This is a genomic window from Microbacterium sp. CGR1, assembly GCF_001266755.1.
In the GTDB taxonomy this organism is placed as follows: domain Bacteria; phylum Actinomycetota; class Actinomycetes; order Actinomycetales; family Microbacteriaceae; genus Microbacterium.
In genome coordinates, this window is record NZ_CP012299.1 from 466,073 (window position 1) to 481,225 (window position 15,153).

The 15,153-nt window shown below is 66.4% G+C and carries 18 protein-coding genes; 16 read left to right on the forward strand and 2 right to left on the reverse strand.

Going from position 1 to position 15,153, the window contains the following annotated elements; all coding sequences use genetic code 11:
* Window positions 1-16: 16 nt before the first annotated feature.
* Window positions 17-430, forward strand: a complete 414-nt coding sequence (locus AKG07_RS02130) for a hypothetical protein (RefSeq protein WP_053095751.1) — start codon at window positions 17-19, stop codon at window positions 428-430.
* 13 nt (window positions 431-443) lie between these two features.
* On the opposite strand, the gene epsC is transcribed toward AKG07_RS02130, so the two are convergent.
* Together epsC and cysK are read right to left on the reverse strand one after the other, a co-directional pair.
* Complete coding sequence (gene epsC, locus AKG07_RS02135) at window positions 444-1,013, reverse strand: serine O-acetyltransferase EpsC (protein ID WP_053095752.1); 570 nt, start codon at window positions 1,011-1,013, stop codon at window positions 444-446.
* Window positions 1,014-1,020: 7 nt separating this feature from the next.
* Window positions 1,021-1,959, reverse strand: a complete 939-nt coding sequence (cysK, locus tag AKG07_RS02140) for a cysteine synthase A (RefSeq protein ID WP_053095753.1) — start codon at window positions 1,957-1,959, stop codon at window positions 1,021-1,023.
* Window positions 1,960-2,058: 99 nt separating this feature from the next.
* Here cysK and prmC point away from each other — a divergent pair, with 99 nt between their 5' ends.
* The 15 genes from prmC to AKG07_RS02215 all read left to right on the forward strand — a co-directional run bounded on the left by prmC (window position 2,059) and on the right by AKG07_RS02215 (window position 15,122).
* Window positions 2,059-2,919 (forward strand): peptide chain release factor N(5)-glutamine methyltransferase, encoded by an 861-nt coding sequence (gene prmC / locus AKG07_RS02145; protein WP_053095754.1) that lies wholly within the window; start codon window positions 2,059-2,061, stop codon window positions 2,917-2,919.
* Window positions 2,920-2,967: 48 nt separating this feature from the next.
* On the forward strand, window positions 2,968-3,675 hold the full coding sequence (locus AKG07_RS02150; protein WP_053095755.1) for an L-threonylcarbamoyladenylate synthase: 708 nt from the start codon (window positions 2,968-2,970) through the stop codon (window positions 3,673-3,675).
* Window positions 3,672-4,844, forward strand: coding sequence for an MraY family glycosyltransferase (locus tag AKG07_RS02155; protein WP_053095756.1), 1,173 nt, complete (start codon window positions 3,672-3,674; stop codon window positions 4,842-4,844). Before AKG07_RS02150 ends, AKG07_RS02155 begins: the two co-directional genes overlap by 4 nt.
* A complete protein-coding gene (locus tag AKG07_RS02160; RefSeq protein WP_053095757.1) occupies window positions 4,841-5,416 on the forward strand; it encodes a hypothetical protein in 576 nt (191 codons plus the stop codon). Before AKG07_RS02155 ends, AKG07_RS02160 begins: the two co-directional genes overlap by 4 nt.
* 146 nt (window positions 5,417-5,562) lie before the next feature.
* Entirely contained in the window at window positions 5,563-6,345 is a 783-nt protein-coding gene (gene atpB, locus AKG07_RS02165) for a F0F1 ATP synthase subunit A (protein WP_053095758.1), read from the forward strand.
* 43 nt (window positions 6,346-6,388) lie between these two features.
* Complete coding sequence (atpE, locus tag AKG07_RS02170; RefSeq protein WP_042541851.1) at window positions 6,389-6,625, forward strand: ATP synthase F0 subunit C; 237 nt, start codon at window positions 6,389-6,391, stop codon at window positions 6,623-6,625.
* A 27-nt stretch (window positions 6,626-6,652) separates the two neighbouring features.
* Window positions 6,653-7,207, forward strand: coding sequence for a F0F1 ATP synthase subunit B (locus AKG07_RS02175; protein WP_053095759.1), 555 nt, complete (start codon window positions 6,653-6,655; stop codon window positions 7,205-7,207).
* Entirely contained in the window at window positions 7,207-7,995 is a 789-nt protein-coding gene (locus AKG07_RS02180) for a F0F1 ATP synthase subunit delta (protein ID WP_053095760.1), read from the forward strand. Before AKG07_RS02175 ends, AKG07_RS02180 begins: the two co-directional genes overlap by 1 nt.
* Window positions 7,996-8,042: 47 nt before the next feature.
* A complete protein-coding gene (atpA, locus tag AKG07_RS02185; protein ID WP_053095761.1) occupies window positions 8,043-9,683 on the forward strand; it encodes a F0F1 ATP synthase subunit alpha in 1,641 nt (546 codons plus the stop codon).
* A 20-nt stretch (window positions 9,684-9,703) separates the two neighbouring features.
* Window positions 9,704-10,603 (forward strand): F0F1 ATP synthase subunit gamma, encoded by a 900-nt coding sequence (locus AKG07_RS02190; RefSeq protein ID WP_053095762.1) that lies wholly within the window; start codon window positions 9,704-9,706, stop codon window positions 10,601-10,603.
* 23 nt (window positions 10,604-10,626) lie between these two features.
* Window positions 10,627-12,081 carry a F0F1 ATP synthase subunit beta gene (atpD, locus tag AKG07_RS02195; RefSeq protein WP_053095763.1) on the forward strand — a complete coding sequence of 485 codons (1,455 nt, stop codon included), beginning with the start codon at window positions 10,627-10,629 and terminating at the stop codon, window positions 12,079-12,081.
* 2 nt (window positions 12,082-12,083) lie between these two features.
* Window positions 12,084-12,344, forward strand: a complete 261-nt coding sequence (locus tag AKG07_RS02200; protein ID WP_053095764.1) for a F0F1 ATP synthase subunit epsilon — start codon at window positions 12,084-12,086, stop codon at window positions 12,342-12,344.
* A gap of 72 nt (window positions 12,345-12,416) precedes the next feature.
* Complete coding sequence (locus AKG07_RS02205; RefSeq protein ID WP_053095765.1) at window positions 12,417-13,163, forward strand: YaaA family protein; 747 nt, start codon at window positions 12,417-12,419, stop codon at window positions 13,161-13,163.
* Between the two features lie 118 nt (window positions 13,164-13,281).
* Entirely contained in the window at window positions 13,282-14,061 is a 780-nt protein-coding gene (locus AKG07_RS17790) for a DUF5684 domain-containing protein (RefSeq protein ID WP_157538147.1), read from the forward strand.
* Window positions 14,062-14,303: 242 nt separating this feature from the next.
* Window positions 14,304-15,122, forward strand: coding sequence for a PP2C family protein-serine/threonine phosphatase (locus AKG07_RS02215; protein ID WP_053095767.1), 819 nt, complete (start codon window positions 14,304-14,306; stop codon window positions 15,120-15,122).
* The last annotated feature ends 31 nt before the right edge of the window (window positions 15,123-15,153 follow it).

Consider the following 15,153-nt stretch of genomic DNA (forward strand, 5'->3'; position numbering starts at 1 on the left):
GCGATATGCTCGGCGCGTGATCACCTTCCTCTTCCGCGCGCTGATGTACGTCATCTCGGCCGGTCTCGGTCTCATCGTGGCCGACCTCGCGCTCGAGGGATTCCAGATCCAGTGGGACCAGTGGTGGGGGTTCGTGCTCTGCATCCTGATCTTCGCCGTGCTGCAGAGCGTGCTCTCACCATGGGTCAGCAAGATCGCGGATCGCTATGCACCGGTCCTGATGGGCGGCATCGGCATCTTCTCGACGCTCATCGCCCTCGTGGTCGTCGTCCTGCTGCCGATCGGCGGGCTGCGCATCGTCGATCTCGTGGGCTGGCTGCTCGGATCGGTGATCGTCTGGCTGATCACCGCGCTCGGCAGCGTGCTGCTGCCACTGATCTTCCTTCGCAAGAAGGTCGACAAGGTGAGGTCTCGCCGTGGGGCGGCCTGAGAGCGCGGGCGCGTCAGATCGAGTAGTCGGGTGCGGTGAGCACCGCTCGGGTGTCCTCGCCCATGACCCGTGCACGGGGCTTGGCCGGCACGCCGACGAGGATGCTGTCCGCCGGGGCGTCGCGCGTGACCACGGCATTCGCTCCGACCACGGAGCCCTCGCCGATCGTGATCGGTCCGAGGATCTTCGCGCCTGCTCCCACGGCCACGCCGTCGCCGAGCGTCGGATGCCGCTTGCCTGAGTCACGCGTGCGGCCGCCGAGAGTGACCCCGTGATACAGCATCACATCGTCGCCGACCTCTGCCGTCTCGCCGATGACCACGCCCATGCCATGGTCGATGAAGAAGCGTCGACCGATCCGCGCGCCGGGGTGGATCTCGATCCCGGTGAGCCATCGCGACACCTGGGATGTCGCACGGGCGAGCAGCCGCAGCCGGCGGCGCCACAGCGCGTGCGAGACCCGATGGGCCCAGATCGCGTGCATCCCCGGATACAGCAGTGCCACCTCGGCGCCGCTGCGCGCGGCGGGGTCGCGAAGTCGGGCTGCCGCGATGTCCTCGCGCATTCGGCCGATCATGTCCATCGGGAGTTCAGGCCTCGCGCAGATCCTCGTAGAGCGCGGTCGAGAGGTAACGCTCGCCGAACGAGGGGATGATGACGACGATCGTCTTCCCCGCAGCCTCCGGGCGCTGGGCGACCTGCAGAGCGGCCCAGATCGCGGCTCCGCTCGACATGCCCACGAGGATGCCCTCGCGGCTCGCGGTCTCGCGCGCGACACGGATGGCATCGTCGAACGTGACGTCGATGACCTCGTCGAGGACATCACGATCGAGGATGGGAGGCACGAAGTTCGGTCCGATGCCCTGGATCTTGTGCGGCCCGGGGTGTCCCTCGGTGAGGATGGGCGAATCCTTGGGTTCGACGGCGACGATCTTCACGCCGGGGACGCGCTCCTTCAGGACCTGACCGACGCCCGTGATGGTTCCGCCCGTGCCGATGCCGGCGACGAGGTAGTCGACGGAGCCCTCCGTGTCGCGGAGGATCTCCTCGGCCGTCGTGCGGCGGTGGATCGCGGGGTTCGCCTCGTTGGCGAACTGCTTCGCGAGAATGGCACCCGGAGTGCGGGCGGCGATCGCCTCCGCCTCGGCGATCGCGTTCGTCATGCCCTTCGTGGGGTCCGTGAGGATGAGTTCGGCGCCGAACGCCTTGAGAAGGAGGCGCCGCTCCTTGGACATCGACGCGGGCATCGTGAGGATCACCTTGTACCCACGTGCGGCGCCGACCATCGCCAGCGCGATACCGGTGTTGCCGCTGGTCGCCTCCACGATCGTGCCTCCGGGCTTCAGCTCGCCCGAGGCCTCCGCAGCGTCGACGATGGCGATGCCGAGCCGGTCTTTGACGCTCGAGGCCGGGTTGTAGAACTCGAGCTTGGCGAGAACTGTCGCGCCGAGGCCCTCGGTGACCCGGTTCAGACGAACCAGGGGAGTGTTGCCGAAAGCGGAGGTGATGTCGGAGTGGATACCGGGCATGGGGAGAGCCTTCCTGTACGGGGGACTGCGCGCTCCAGCCTAGGCGAGAGCCCTAGGGGGGTGGGCAATATGACACCTGCCGCGCTCTACGCTTGATCCATGTCCGATCTCTCCCTCGCCTCCGCCGTGCATGCGGCGGCCCGACAGCTCGCCGACGCCGGCGTCACGGATCCTCTCGTCGACGCGGAGCTGCTCGCCGGTCACGTCCTCGGCGCGCGGCGTGGTGAGGTGCAGGCATCGATCATCCGCGGTGATGCGGTGGAGGAGGCGAACGCCGAGGCGTTGCGGGCTCTGGTCGCCCGTCGTGCGAGCAGGGAGCCGTTGCAGCACATCACCGGAACGGCGCCGTTCCGCCACCTCGAGCTCGCGGTCGGGCCCGGAGTCTTCGTCCCGCGACCTGAGACCGAGACGGTCGTGCAGTACGCGATCGACGCGCTCCTCGGGTCCGCGCTTCCCGACCCGATCGGCATCGATCTCGGCACCGGCAGCGGGGCGATAGCACTCGCCATGGCCACCGAGGTGCCCCATGCGCGCATCTTCGCCGCCGAGCTCTCGCCCGACGCGTATCCGTGGGCGGCTCGGAACACGGCGGGGGTGGCCAACCTCACCCTCGTGAACGACGACTTGGCGCACGCGTTCGCGGAGCTCGACGGCACTGCCTCCGTCGTGATCTCGAACCCGCCGTACGTTCCGGACGCCGCGGTGCCTCGTGACCCTGAGGTTCGGCTCTTCGATCCGTCGATGGCGCTGTACGGGGGAGAAGACGGGCTCGACATCGTGCGTGTGCTCAGCGTCCGTGCGCTCGAGCTGCTGCATCCGGGCGGGCTGCTGGTGATCGAGCACGGCGAGCTCCAGGGCGAGGAGATCCGCAGCATCCTCACGCGCGACGGCTGGCGTGCCGCCGCGACGCACCGCGACCTCACGTCGCGAGACCGCGCGACGACCGCTCTGCGTCCCTGACGCGCAGACACGAACCGCACAGACATCGCCAACTAGAATCGGATCGTCATGTCCTCCATCTTCGATTGCGGCGACGAGGCCCAGCTCCTCGCCGGCATGCGCCACGCCCGCCAGGCCATCGCCCGCGGCGAACTCATCGTCATGCCCACCGACACGGTCTACGGCGTCGCCGCTGACGCGTTCTCTCCCGCTGCCGTACAGCGCCTCCTCGACGCCAAAGGGCGAGGGCGCAATCAGCCGCCTCCCGTGCTCATCGGCACGAAGGAGACGCTGCACGCGCTGGCGGAGTCCGTTCCCGAGCCCGTCCAGCGACTCGTCGACGCCTTCTGGCCCGGCGGCCTGACCATCGTTCTCCCCGCTCAGCCCTCTCTCGTCTGGGACCTGGGCGACACGGAGGGGACCGTCGCCGTCAGAATGCCCGAGGGGCGCGTCGCGCTGGAGCTCCTGGCGGAGACCGGACCGCTGGCCGTCTCCAGCGCGAACCTCACCGGCCGTGAGTCGGCGATCTCCGCGTTCGATGCCGAGCGGATGCTCGGAGACAGCGTGTCGGTGTATCTCGCAGACGGCGTCAGTCGCGACGGGGTCGCGTCGACGATCGTCGACGCGACCTCCCTGGTTCCCCGCGGCGCGGAGCCCGCCGCCGGTGGTGTTCGCATCCTCAGAGCCGGCGCCGTCAGCCGCGAACGGCTGGAGGAGGTGCTCGGCGACCTGCTCGAACCCGAGGCGCCGTCGCCGGAATCGGACGGGGATTCGTGAAGCAGTACCTCCTCACGATCATCCTGACCGCCGCGATCACCTTCGCGTTGACCTGGGCGGTCTGGAAGCTGAGCCTGCGTTTCAAGCTGTACCCCGGCATCCGAGAGCGGGATGTGCACACGACTCCCACTCCCCGTCTCGGTGGCGTCGCGATCTTCCTCGGCATCGCAGCGGCGATCGGGGTCTCGGCTCTGAATCCGTTCTTCACCACCATGTGGATGCCGCCGCAGACGATGTGGTCGATCCTCGCCGCATCCCTCTTGATCGCCGTCATCGGCGTCGTCGACGATCTGTGGGATCTCGACTGGATGATCAAGCTCGGCGCACAGTTCCTCGCCGCCGGGATCATCACCGTCGGTGGCGGGCTGCAGATCCTCTCCCTGCCGTTCGGCGATCTGATCGTCTTCTCGAGCTGGCTGAGCATCACCATCACGATGTTCGCGATCGTCATCGTGATGAACGCCGTCAACTTCATCGACGGCCTCGACGGCCTCGTCGCCGGCGTCTGCCTGATCGCGAACGGCGTGTTCTTCGCCTACTCCTACATCCTGACGCGTGACACCGGAGCATCGAGCTACTTCAACCTCGCATCCTTCCTCGCCGCAGTGCTGATCGGCGCGTGCCTCGGCTTCCTCCCGTTCAACTGGAGTCCTGCGAAGCTCTTCATGGGCGATTCGGGAGCGCTCGTGATCGGTCTGCTGATGGCGACGTCCGCGATCGCCGTGACCGGGCAGCTCGAGCCGTCGGCCCTCGATCCCGAGCGACTCGGACGATCGCAGCTCCTCGGCGCGTTCATCCCGATCCTCCTTCCTCTTCTGGTCGTGCTGCTGCCGCTCCTCGATTTCGGGCTCGCAGTGCTGCGACGGATGAACGCGGGGAAGTCGCCGTTCTCACCCGACCGCAAGCACCTGCATCACCGCATGCTCGACCTCGGCCACCGCGACCGCGACGCCGTGCTCATCTTCTACGCCTGGACCGCGGTCATCTCCCTGGCCGTCCTCCTCATGTACGTGGGCGCGCGTGAGGACTGGCCCGGCCAGTACCTCCCCGGAGTCGTGTTCGGCCTGGTGGGAATCGCCGCGTGCCTCGTCATCACCCTGAATCCTCTGCGCCGACGGAAGCCCGCGGCGTCTGCTGAGTCCGACCCGACACCCGTGGAGTCCCCGTGAGCCCGAGCCCTGTTTCCAGCAATCCGATCCTGCGGAGGACGCTGATCTGGTCCGCGGTCTCGATGGCGGTCCTCGCGATCGTCGCCGGAGCGATCGGCCTCCTCGTCGGCGGGACGGAAGGTCTCGTCAGCGGCCTGCTGGGCGTCGTGCTCGCCATGCTGTTCCTCGGCATCACGGCCCTCAGCATCCTCATCGCCAACCGCTGGTTCGGCGATCCGCTCTACGTGCAGCTGTTCTTCGCGATCGTGCTCGGCGGATGGCTTCTGAAGCTCGGTCTCTTCGTCGTGATCATGATCGTCCTGAGCGGTCAGCCGTGGATCGAGCCGATGGTGTTCTTCCTGTCGATCGTCACGGGAGTGGTGGCGACCCTCGTCATCGACGTGATCGTCATCACGCGGATGCGCCTTCCGCACGTGAGCGACGCGTCCCTTCCCTCCGAGGCTCCGATCGACCGCGCGCCGGGGGTGGAGCTGCCGACCGTCGTGCCGGAGGATCGTGCGCCCGGGCGCCACCACATCGTGCCCGAACCCCCTGCGCAGGAAGGCTCCGACGAACAGCCCCCGCGGTCTTAGGACACCCTCTTATTCTGATAGTGTTGAGACGTGCCCGCCGCTCGCCCGCGAGCGCTTGCGCTTGAAGCACACCGACCATCGTCGCCCCGGTTCTGACCGGTGCCCCGAAGCTGGAGCCCGCGCTGTTCAATCTTGCTGCGACCCTGATGCCCAAACTCGCCTCTGACGGCGAGTTCCACGGACCTTCGATCGACGAGTTCTTCCCGGAGATCCTCTTCGAAGTCGCGGGTATCCCCGTGCACCGAATCCACCTCGTGCAGTTCCTCGCCGTGGTCGCCGTCGTGCTGATCCTCGTTCTCGGAACCCGCCGTATGAAGATCGTCCCCGGACGCTTCCAGAGCGTCGTCGAGATGGGCCTGGACTTCGTCCGCACCAATATCGCGCACGATCTGCTCGGACGCAAGGACGGCAACCGATTCCTGCCGATCCTCACCACCATCTTCTTCATGGTGCTGTTCATGAACATCACGGGAATCATCCCGTTCCTGAACATCGCAGGCACGAGCATCGCGGCCGTGCCGCTGACGCTCGCGCTGGTGAGCTACATCACCTTCATCTACGCGGGTATCAAGAAGAGCCCGCTGGGCTTCTTCAAGAACGCGCTGTTCCCGGCCGGCGTTCCGTGGCCGGTCTACATCATCGTGACGCCGATCGAGTTCCTCTCGACGTTCATCATCCGGCCCGTCACGCTGATGCTCCGACTCCTGATGAACATGGTGGTCGGCCACATGCTCCTGGTGCTGTGCTTCGCAGCCACCCAGTTCTTCTTCTTCACCGCAGGTGGCGGCTGGGCCGCTCTCGGTGTCGGAACCCTCGCCTTCGGCGGCGCCTTCACTCTCTTCGAGATCCTGGTCGCCGTTCTCCAGGCATACGTCTTCACCGTCCTCACCGCGGTCTACATCCAGCTCGCGGTCGCAGAAGAGCACTGAGCGGGTCGGCAACTGCCGTCCCACCCAACGAAAGGAAAAACCCGTGGACGCTACTACGGTTCTCGCAGACATCAACGGTCACCTCGCATCGGTCGGCTACGGCCTCGCAGCGATCGGTCCGGCCATCGGCGTGGGTATCGTCGTCGGCAAGACCATCGAGGGTGTCGCTCGTCAGCCCGAGCTGGCCGGCCGCCTGCAGGTCCTCATGTGGATCGGTATCGCCTTCACCGAGGCGCTTGCATTCGTCGGCATCGCCGTCGGATTCATCCCCTTCCCGTAATCCGAACCGACTTCTGAAGGAGACAGGATGCTGAACGCTCTTGTCACGAACCTCGCAGCAGAGGGTGAAACACCCAACCCTCTGATCCCTGCGTGGTACGACATCATCTGGTCGGGTCTGTGGTTCCTCGTCATCCTCATCGTCGTGTGGAAGGTCGCCCTTCCGAAGTTCACGGCAATGCTCGACAAGCGGTCCGCCGCCATCGAGGGCAACATCGCCAAGGCGGACGAAGCACAGAAGCAGGCTGAGGCCGCGCTCGAGGAGTACACCCGTCAGCTCGCCGAGGCACGCACCGAGGCCGGTGAGATCCGCGAAGCCGCCCGTGAGGACGGCAAGAAGATCGTCGCCGAGGCCAAGGAAGCCGCGTCGAGCGAAGCAGCTCGCATCACCGCGACCGCGCACACGCAGATCGAGGCCGAGCGGCAGACCGCTCTCGTCTCGCTGCGCAGCGAGGTCGGCTCGCTCGCGATCGACCTCGCCGGTGGCGTGGTCGGCGAGACGCTCTCCGACGATGCACGTGCGACCGCGGTCGTCGACCGCTTCCTCGCCGACCTCGAAGCATCCGAGAAGGCGGCTCAGTAATGGGCAGCGCGACCACTCAGGCACTCGCGGCATCCACTCAGACGCTTGCCGCAGCGACGGACGTCACTCTCGACACGGCGCGGGAGCTGTTCGCAGCCGCACGCGCCGTGGCGGAGTCGTCTCATTTGAGCGGCGCGCTCGCTGACCCGTCGGCTCCGGTCGTGGCGCGACAGAACGTCGTCGCCGCGGTGTTCGGCGGGTTCTCGCAGAACGCGCAGACCGTCCTGAAGACGGTCGTCGCCGAGCGCTGGTCATCGGCTTCCCAGCTCGTGGACGGCGTCGAGGAACTCGCGATCAGGGCTGCCGCGATCGCCGAACCGCAGGCTGACATCGGGGGAGAGCTCTTCGGCTTCACCCGGGTGATCGCCGCGAACGCGGAGCTCGAGCTCGCGCTCGGAAGCCGCCTCGGGGGCGAAGACGCCAAGGGCGCGCTCGTCGACAGGCTTCTCGCCGGGGGCGTCAGCGACGCGACCGCCGTGATCGTCTCGTCGCTGGTGCGCCAGCCTCGTGACCGTCGCGTTCGGCAGATGCTCACCCGTGCGACGCGGGTCGTCGCCGACCAGGGCGACCGTGTGGTCGCGACGGTGCACAGCGCCACACCGCTCACCGACGCACAGCGCACCCGTCTCAGCGACGCTCTCTCGCGTCGTTACGACGGCAAGATCTCGCTCAACGAGGTCAACGACCCCTCTGTCGTCGGAGGCCTGCGCGTGCAGATCGCCGATGACGTCATCGACGGCAGTATCTCCGCCCGTCTCGCCGATCTTCGCCAGAAGCTCGCCGGCTAACACGACTTCGCGCGGGGAACCGCGCACCCAGATACAAAGGGAAGACAATGGCAGAACTATCGATCAGCCCCGACGTCATCCGTGACGCGCTGAAGGACTTCGCCGCAGCATACGAGCCCACTGGGGCCGCGGCGACCGAGGTCGGCACCGTCATCGACGCAGCCGACGGCATCGCGCATGTCGAGGGACTGCCCGGGGTGATGGCGAACGAACTCGTCACCTTCGCGGACGGCACCAAGGGTCTCGCGCTCAACCTCGACGAGCACCAGATCGGTGTCGTCGTGCTCGGTGACTTCACCGGCGTCGAGGCCGGCCAGGAAGTCACCCGCACGGGTGAGGTCCTCTCGGTTCCCGTCGGCGACGGCTACCTCGGTCGCGTCGTCGACCCGCTGGGTAACCCGATCGACGGCCTCGGCTCCATCGCCACCGAAGGCGTTCGCGAGCTCGAGCTGCAGGCACCGGGTGTCATGCAGCGCAAGTCGGTGCACGAGCCGATGCAGACCGGCATCAAGGCCATCGACGCCATGATCCCCGTCGGCCGCGGTCAGCGTCAGCTGATCATCGGTGACCGCCAGACCGGCAAGACGGCCATCGCGATCGACACGATCATCAACCAGAAGGCCAACTGGGAGTCGGGCGACGTCAACAAGCAGGTGCGCTGCATCTACGTCGCCATCGGTCAGAAGGGCTCGACCATCGCTTCGGTGAAGGGCGCGCTCGAAGAGGCCGGCGCTCTGGAGTACACCACCATCGTGGCGGCTCCGGCATCCGACCCCGCCGGTTTCAAGTACCTCGCTCCCTACACCGGTTCGGCCATCGGCCAGCACTGGATGTACGGCGGCAAGCACGTCCTCATCATCTTCGACGACCTGTCGAAGCAGGCTGAGGCCTACCGTGCGGTGTCGCTCCTCCTGCGTCGTCCGCCGGGCCGCGAGGCTTACCCGGGTGACGTCTTCTACCTGCACTCGCGTCTGCTCGAGCGTTGCGCGAAGCTGTCAGACGAGCTCGGCGCAGGTTCGATGACCGGTCTCCCGATCATCGAGACCAAGGCGAACGACGTCTCGGCATACATTCCGACCAACGTGATCTCGATCACCGACGGCCAGATCTTCCTCCAGTCCGACCTCTTCAACGCCAACCAGCGTCCGGCGGTCGACGTGGGTATCTCGGTGTCGCGAGTCGGTGGTGACGCTCAGGTCAAGTCGATCAAGAAGGTCTCCGGAACGTTGAAGCTGGAGCTCGCGCAGTACCGCTCCCTCGAGGCGTTCGCGATGTTCGCATCCGACCTCGACGCGGCTTCGCGTCGTCAGCTCTCCCGTGGAGCGCGCCTGACGGAGCTGCTCAAGCAGCCTCAGTACTCGCCGTACCCCGTCGAGGAGCAGGTCGTCTCGATCTGGGCCGGAACGAAGGGCAAGCTCGACACCCTCGAGGTCTCGGACGTGCTTCGCTTCGAGCGCGAGCTGCTCGACTACCTGCGTCGCAACACGAAGGTGCTCGAGACCCTGCGCGAGACCAACGTCCTCGATGACGACACCGTCGCCGAGCTCGACAAGCACACCGACGCTTTCCTTCTGGAGTTCCAGGGTGGCAAGGGGCAGGCCATCGGCGCCCCGGGTCACGAGGAGCACGCTGCAGCCGAGGCTGAGGACGTCAACCAGGAGAAGATCGTCAAGGGTCGTCGCGCGTAGTCGCGTGAGGAACTGATTTCATGGGCGCTCAACTCAGGGTCTACAAGCAGAAGATCTCTTCTGCTCAGACGACCAAGAAGATCACGAAGGCGATGGAACTCATCGCGGCTTCGCGCATCCAGAAGGCGATGGCACGCGTCAAAGCGTCCAGCCCCTTCGCGCGGGCCGTGACGAGGGCCGTGTCCGCCGTCGCGACGCACTCGAACGTCGACCACCCGCTCACCCGCGAGCCCGAGACGATCCGCCGCTCTGCGGTCGTGATCTTCTCGTCGGACCGCGGTCTCGCCGGAGCCTTCAACTCGCAGATCCTCCGTGAGGGTCTCGAGGTGGCGGAGCTCCTGCGGGGGCAGGGCAAGGAGCCGGTGTTCTACCTCGTCGGACGCAAGGCCGTCGGCTACTTCCAGTTCCGCCGCATCGCGGCTGCTGCGGAGTGGACGGGCGACACCGACACCCCGTCGTTCCACACGGCGGAGGAGATCTCGGCCACGCTGCTCGAGGACTTCTCGCGCGGTGCGGATGAGGGTGGCGTCGACGAGATCCACCTCGTGTACAACCGCTTCGTCAGCATGATGACGCAGTCGCCGGAATCCGTGCGACTGCTCCCGCTGGAGATCGCGGAAGCCGATGACTCGGAAGCGGGCAGCGCCGTCTACCCGCTGTACGAGTTCGAGCCGGATGCCGAGACAGTCCTCGACGCGATCCTGCCGGTGTACATCCAGAGCCGCGTCTTCAACGCTCTCCTGCAGTCGTCTGCCGCCAAGCAGGCCGCCACGCAGAAGGCGATGAAGTCGGCCAGCGACAACGCCGACAAGCTCATCACCGACTACACCCGTCTGCGCAACAACGCGCGTCAGGCGGAGATCACGCAGCAGATCGCGGAGATCGTCGGCGGCGCCGACGCCCTCTCGTCGAGCAAATAGACCATCAGGAAAGAGACGAAGAAATGACCCCCACCGCTACGGCTGACCAGCCGGCGACCGCGGTCGTCGGGCGCGTCGCGCGCGTCAACGGTCCGGTTGTCGACATCGAGTTCCCGCACGACTCGATCCCCGACATCTACAACGCTCTGAAGACCACCATCGTCATCGGCGAGGAGTCCACGGAGATCACCCTCGAGGTCGCTCAGCACCTCGGCGACGACCTCGTTCGCGCCATCGCGCTGAAGCCCACCGACGGCATCGTCCGCGGCCAGGAAGTCCGCGACACGGGCGAGGCCATCTCGGTCCCGGTCGGCGACGTCACCAAGGGCAAGGTCTTCAACGTGATCGGCGAGGTCCTGAACCTCGAGCCCGGCGAGACCATCGAGGTCACCGAGCGCTGGCCGATCCACCGCAAGGCTCCCAACTTCGACCAGCTCGAGTCGAAGACCACGATGTTCGAGACCGGCATCAAGTCGATCGACCTCCTCACGCCGTACGTCCTGGGTGGAAAGATCGGTCTGTTCGGTGGAGCCGGTGTCGGCAAGACCGTCCTCATCCAGGAGATGATCCAGCGCGTCGCGCAGGACCACGGTGGAGTCTCGGTGTTCGCCGGTGTCGGTGAGCGCACCCGTGAGGGCAACGACCTCATCCACGAGATGGAAGAGGCAGGTGTCTTCGACAAGACGGCCCTCGTCTTCGGCCAGATGGACGAGCCGCCGGGAACGCGTCTGCGCGTCGCCCTCTCGGCTCTGACGATGGCGGAGTACTTCCGTGACGTGCAGAAGCAGGACGTGCTGCTCTTCATCGACAACATCTTCCGCTTCACGCAGGCCGGTTCCGAGGTCTCCACGCTGCTGGGCCGCATGCCCTCCGCCGTGGGTTACCAGCCGAACCTCGCCGACGAGATGGGCCTCCTCCAGGAGCGCATCACGTCGACCCGTGGCCACTCGATCACCTCGCTGCAGGCGATCTACGTGCCCGCCGATGACTACACCGACCCGGCACCGGCGACCACGTTCGCCCACCTCGACGCCACCACGGAGCTCTCGCGTGAGATCGCGTCGAAGGGTCTGTACCCGGCCATCGACCCGCTGACCTCGACGTCGCGCATCATGGACCCCCGCTACTTGGGCGAGGACCACTACCGCGTCGCCACCACGGTCAAGCAGATCCTCCAGAAGAACAAGGAACTGCAGGAGATCATCGCCATCCTCGGTGTCGACGAGCTCTCCGAAGAGGACAAGATCGTCGTGTCTCGTGCACGTCGCATCCAGCAGTTCCTCTCGCAGAACACCTACATGGCCAAGAAGTTCACGGGTGTCGAGGGTTCGACCGTCCCGCTCAAGGAGACCATCGAGTCGTTCGATGCGATCGCCCGCGGTGACTTCGACCACGTCGCCGAGCAGGCCTTCTTCAACGTCGGTGGCATCTCCGATGTCGAAGAGCAGTGGGCGAAGATCCAGAAGGAGAACGGCTGATCATGGCACTGCATGTCAGCCTCGTCTCCGCGGATGCGGAGGTCTGGACGGGAGAGGCGAGCCTCGTGGTCGCCAAGACCGTCGAGGGTGAGATCGGATTCATGGCCGGCCACGAGCCGGTCCTGGCGATCCTCGCCCAGGGCGAGGTCCGGATCACGCAGACGGATGGCACCAAGGTGCTCGCCAACGCGCAGGACGGATTCCTCTCGATGGAGAGCGACGTCCTGACGATCGTGGCAGGCAACGCGGCTCTCATCGCCTGATCAGTCCCAGTTCTTCGCGTCCGCCTCGACCCTCAGTGGGTCGGGGCGGACGCGTCTGTATCCCGAGGTCTCATGAAGATTCTGCTGCCCCCGTCGGAGACCAAGCGACCCGGAGGACGCGATGCGCCTCTCGACGAGAGCTCGCTGGCGCTCCCCGGGCTGGTCGCCGAGCGCCGAGCGGTGATCGATGCGCTCATCGATCTGGCGCACGACGAGCAGGCAGCGCGCAGAGCGCTGAAGCTGAGCCCCAAGCAGGCAGGCGATGTCGAGCACAATCGGATGCTGCGCTCGGCCGCGACGATGCCGGCGGTCGACCGTTACACGGGCGTTCTGTATGACGCTCTCGACGCGGGCCGTCTCGACCCCGCGTCTCGCCGCTGGCTCGGTTCGCACGTCTGGATCCACTCGGCGCCGCTGGGGCCGATCGGAGCGCTCGATCTCATTCCGCCGTACCGGCTCGCTGCCGGGACCTCAGTGCCGGGCCTGGCTGCGCTGCGCAGGCACTGGGCAGACGCGACCACGGCGGCCATAGCGGGAGAGGACCCCGACTTCATTCTCGATCTGCGCAGTGAGGCCTACGTCGCGCTCGGCCCCGTGCCGGACTCCGTGCCCTCCGCTTATGTGCGGGTCGTCACCGAGCACGGACGGGCTCTCAATCACTTCAACAAGAAGTCCAAGGGTCTTCTCGTGCGCGCCCTGGCGGAGGACCGCCCGAGAGTTCGGTCGCTTCGCACGCTTCGGACATGGGCGGCGAGCAGGGGTCTCGTCCTTCGACCGACCGACGACCGCGGTGTCGAGGAGCTCGTCGTCGCGGAATGACGGTGCATGACGGGCAGTGCGCTGTCTCCGCGTGTGTCGTTGCCCCGAATATCAGCACACCGATATGGTGGGTCTCGCGGCGCGCACAGCGTCCGCTCCATCGGATCCGGAGGGGATCATGTACAACGACTATTACGACAACGGGGCGGCTATCGCCGGTCTGTTCGTCGTCTTCTTGATCAGTCTGCTCTTCGCGCTGGCGTTCTATGTGATCTCGTCGATCTTCCTCATGAAGATCTTCGAAAAGGCTGGCGTCCAGGGCAAGTGGCGTGCGTGGGTGCCGGTGTACAACACGATGATCTTCGCGAAGCTGGGTGACATCTCGCCGTGGGTCGTCCTCATCGGCATCGGTCTCTCGTTCATTCCGTACCTCAACTTCCTGACCGGCATCGCTCTCGCCGTGGTGCTCGCTCTGGCCGCATGGCGGGTCGGACTGAAGCTGCAGAAGGATGCCGTCTGGGTGGTCCTGTTCGTTCTGCTCTCGATCGTCTGGTACGGCATCAACGCGTTCGACAAGTCGCGCTGGAACCCGAACATCGTTCCCGCACCGTGGGCAGGAAACAGCTTCCTCGCCGATTCCACCGTCTGGGATGGCGTTCCTGTGCAGCCGCGTCCGGCAGCAGGTCCCGGCTACGGCGCTCCGCAGGGCTACGGCGCTCCTCAGCAGGGCTATGCACCCCCCGCTCCGCAGGGATACGCACCGCCCGCGCAGCCCGGCTACGCTCCGCCCGCGCAGCCCGGTTACGCTCCGCCCGCGGCCCCGTCGACCACCGGTGCTCCGCCGGCTGCTCCGTCGACGCCGCCCACGGCACCGCCCACCGCTCCGCCGGCTCCGCCCGCAGCGCCTCCGGCCGCTCCGCAGGTTCCGCCCACGGATCCCACGCAGCCTCCGGCCTGATCGCATACCGCACAGAGCCCTCGACTTCGGTCGGGGGCTCTGTGCTGTAGGGGGCGCTCGCGGCGTGGTGAAGAGCAACGGTGGAAGACGATAACGTGGAGGCATGCTCATGTCGCAGCCCAGAGTCGGCGCCGCAGGACTCCGCGTGATGGCCGGGGGTGCGCGTGCGGCCGTCGCGGCGTCCACTACGATATGTGAGTGTCCTGGGGTAGCCCGAACCGCAGGAAATCCGGAGGCGACGAGTGGCTGAGACGACGACGAAGACGCGCCGCGTCACGGTTGCGCAGCGTCAGCTGCTCCTTTCCTGGGCAGGCGTCACCGACGTGGGTCGGCGACGGGAGACGAACCAGGACGCGTTCTTCGCGGACTATCCGCTCTTCATCGTCGCGGATGGCATGGGTGGCCATGCGGGCGGCGAGATCGCGAGCCGTAGCACGGTGAAGCGGCTCGACGCCGTGGTCGCTGCCGGCGCGGTCGATCGCGGCGCCATCGAGGGTGCGTTGGAGATGGCGGTGGCCGACATCGCCGACCATCCGGAGACCACAGACGAGGGTACAGGGACGACGCTCACCGGAGTCTTCCTCGAGTTCGAGGGCGACGAGCCGCATTGGACGTCGCTCAACATCGGCGACTCGCGCGTGTACCTCCTCAGGGACGACCGCCTGGTGCAGATCACCACCGACCACTCGGTCGTGCAGGAACTCATCGCGGCAGGCAAGATCAGCCCTGAAGAGGCCGAAGGTCATCCGTACAGCAATGTGATCACACGAGCGGTCGGGGCGAGCGAGCTCACCGCTCCCGACTACGTCACGCTCGATGTGCGCCCGGGAGATCGTTTCGTGATCTGCTCTGACGGACTCACGAAGGAGCTGACCGACTACGGCATCCAGCATTTCCTCCGCGAGAACGCCGATCCGGCTGCCGCCGTCGATGCGATGCTCGCTGCGGCACTCGAGAATGGCGGTCGCGACAACGTGACGCTCGTCATCGTGCAGATCGCGGACGAGTCGCCCTCGGTGCCGGACGAGTCCTCCTCCACAACGGACGAGTCCTCCGTCTGACGTCCTTTCACTGTGGAGGGCTGATTCTGAG

Coding starts and splice junctions, on each gene's coding strand:
- epsC (WP_053095752.1), bottom strand. CDS start 1,013: ATGGACATGATCGGCCGAATGCGCGAGGACATCGCGGCAGCCCGACTT.
- cysK (WP_053095753.1), bottom strand. CDS start 1,959: ATGCCCGGTATCCACTCCGACATCACCTCCGCTTTCGGCAACACTCCC.
- prmC (WP_053095754.1), top strand. CDS start 2,059: ATGTCCGATCTCTCCCTCGCCTCCGCCGTGCATGCGGCGGCCCGACAG.
- AKG07_RS02150 (WP_053095755.1), top strand. CDS start 2,968: ATGTCCTCCATCTTCGATTGCGGCGACGAGGCCCAGCTCCTCGCCGGC.
- atpB (WP_053095758.1), top strand. CDS start 5,563: ATGCCCAAACTCGCCTCTGACGGCGAGTTCCACGGACCTTCGATCGAC.
- AKG07_RS02175 (WP_053095759.1), top strand. CDS start 6,653: ATGCTGAACGCTCTTGTCACGAACCTCGCAGCAGAGGGTGAAACACCC.
- AKG07_RS02180 (WP_053095760.1), top strand. CDS start 7,207: ATGGGCAGCGCGACCACTCAGGCACTCGCGGCATCCACTCAGACGCTT.
- atpA (WP_053095761.1), top strand. CDS start 8,043: ATGGCAGAACTATCGATCAGCCCCGACGTCATCCGTGACGCGCTGAAG.
- AKG07_RS02190 (WP_053095762.1), top strand. CDS start 9,704: ATGGGCGCTCAACTCAGGGTCTACAAGCAGAAGATCTCTTCTGCTCAG.
- atpD (WP_053095763.1), top strand. CDS start 10,627: ATGACCCCCACCGCTACGGCTGACCAGCCGGCGACCGCGGTCGTCGGG.
- AKG07_RS02200 (WP_053095764.1), top strand. CDS start 12,084: ATGGCACTGCATGTCAGCCTCGTCTCCGCGGATGCGGAGGTCTGGACG.
- AKG07_RS02205 (WP_053095765.1), top strand. CDS start 12,417: ATGAAGATTCTGCTGCCCCCGTCGGAGACCAAGCGACCCGGAGGACGC.
- AKG07_RS17790 (WP_157538147.1), top strand. CDS start 13,282: ATGTACAACGACTATTACGACAACGGGGCGGCTATCGCCGGTCTGTTC.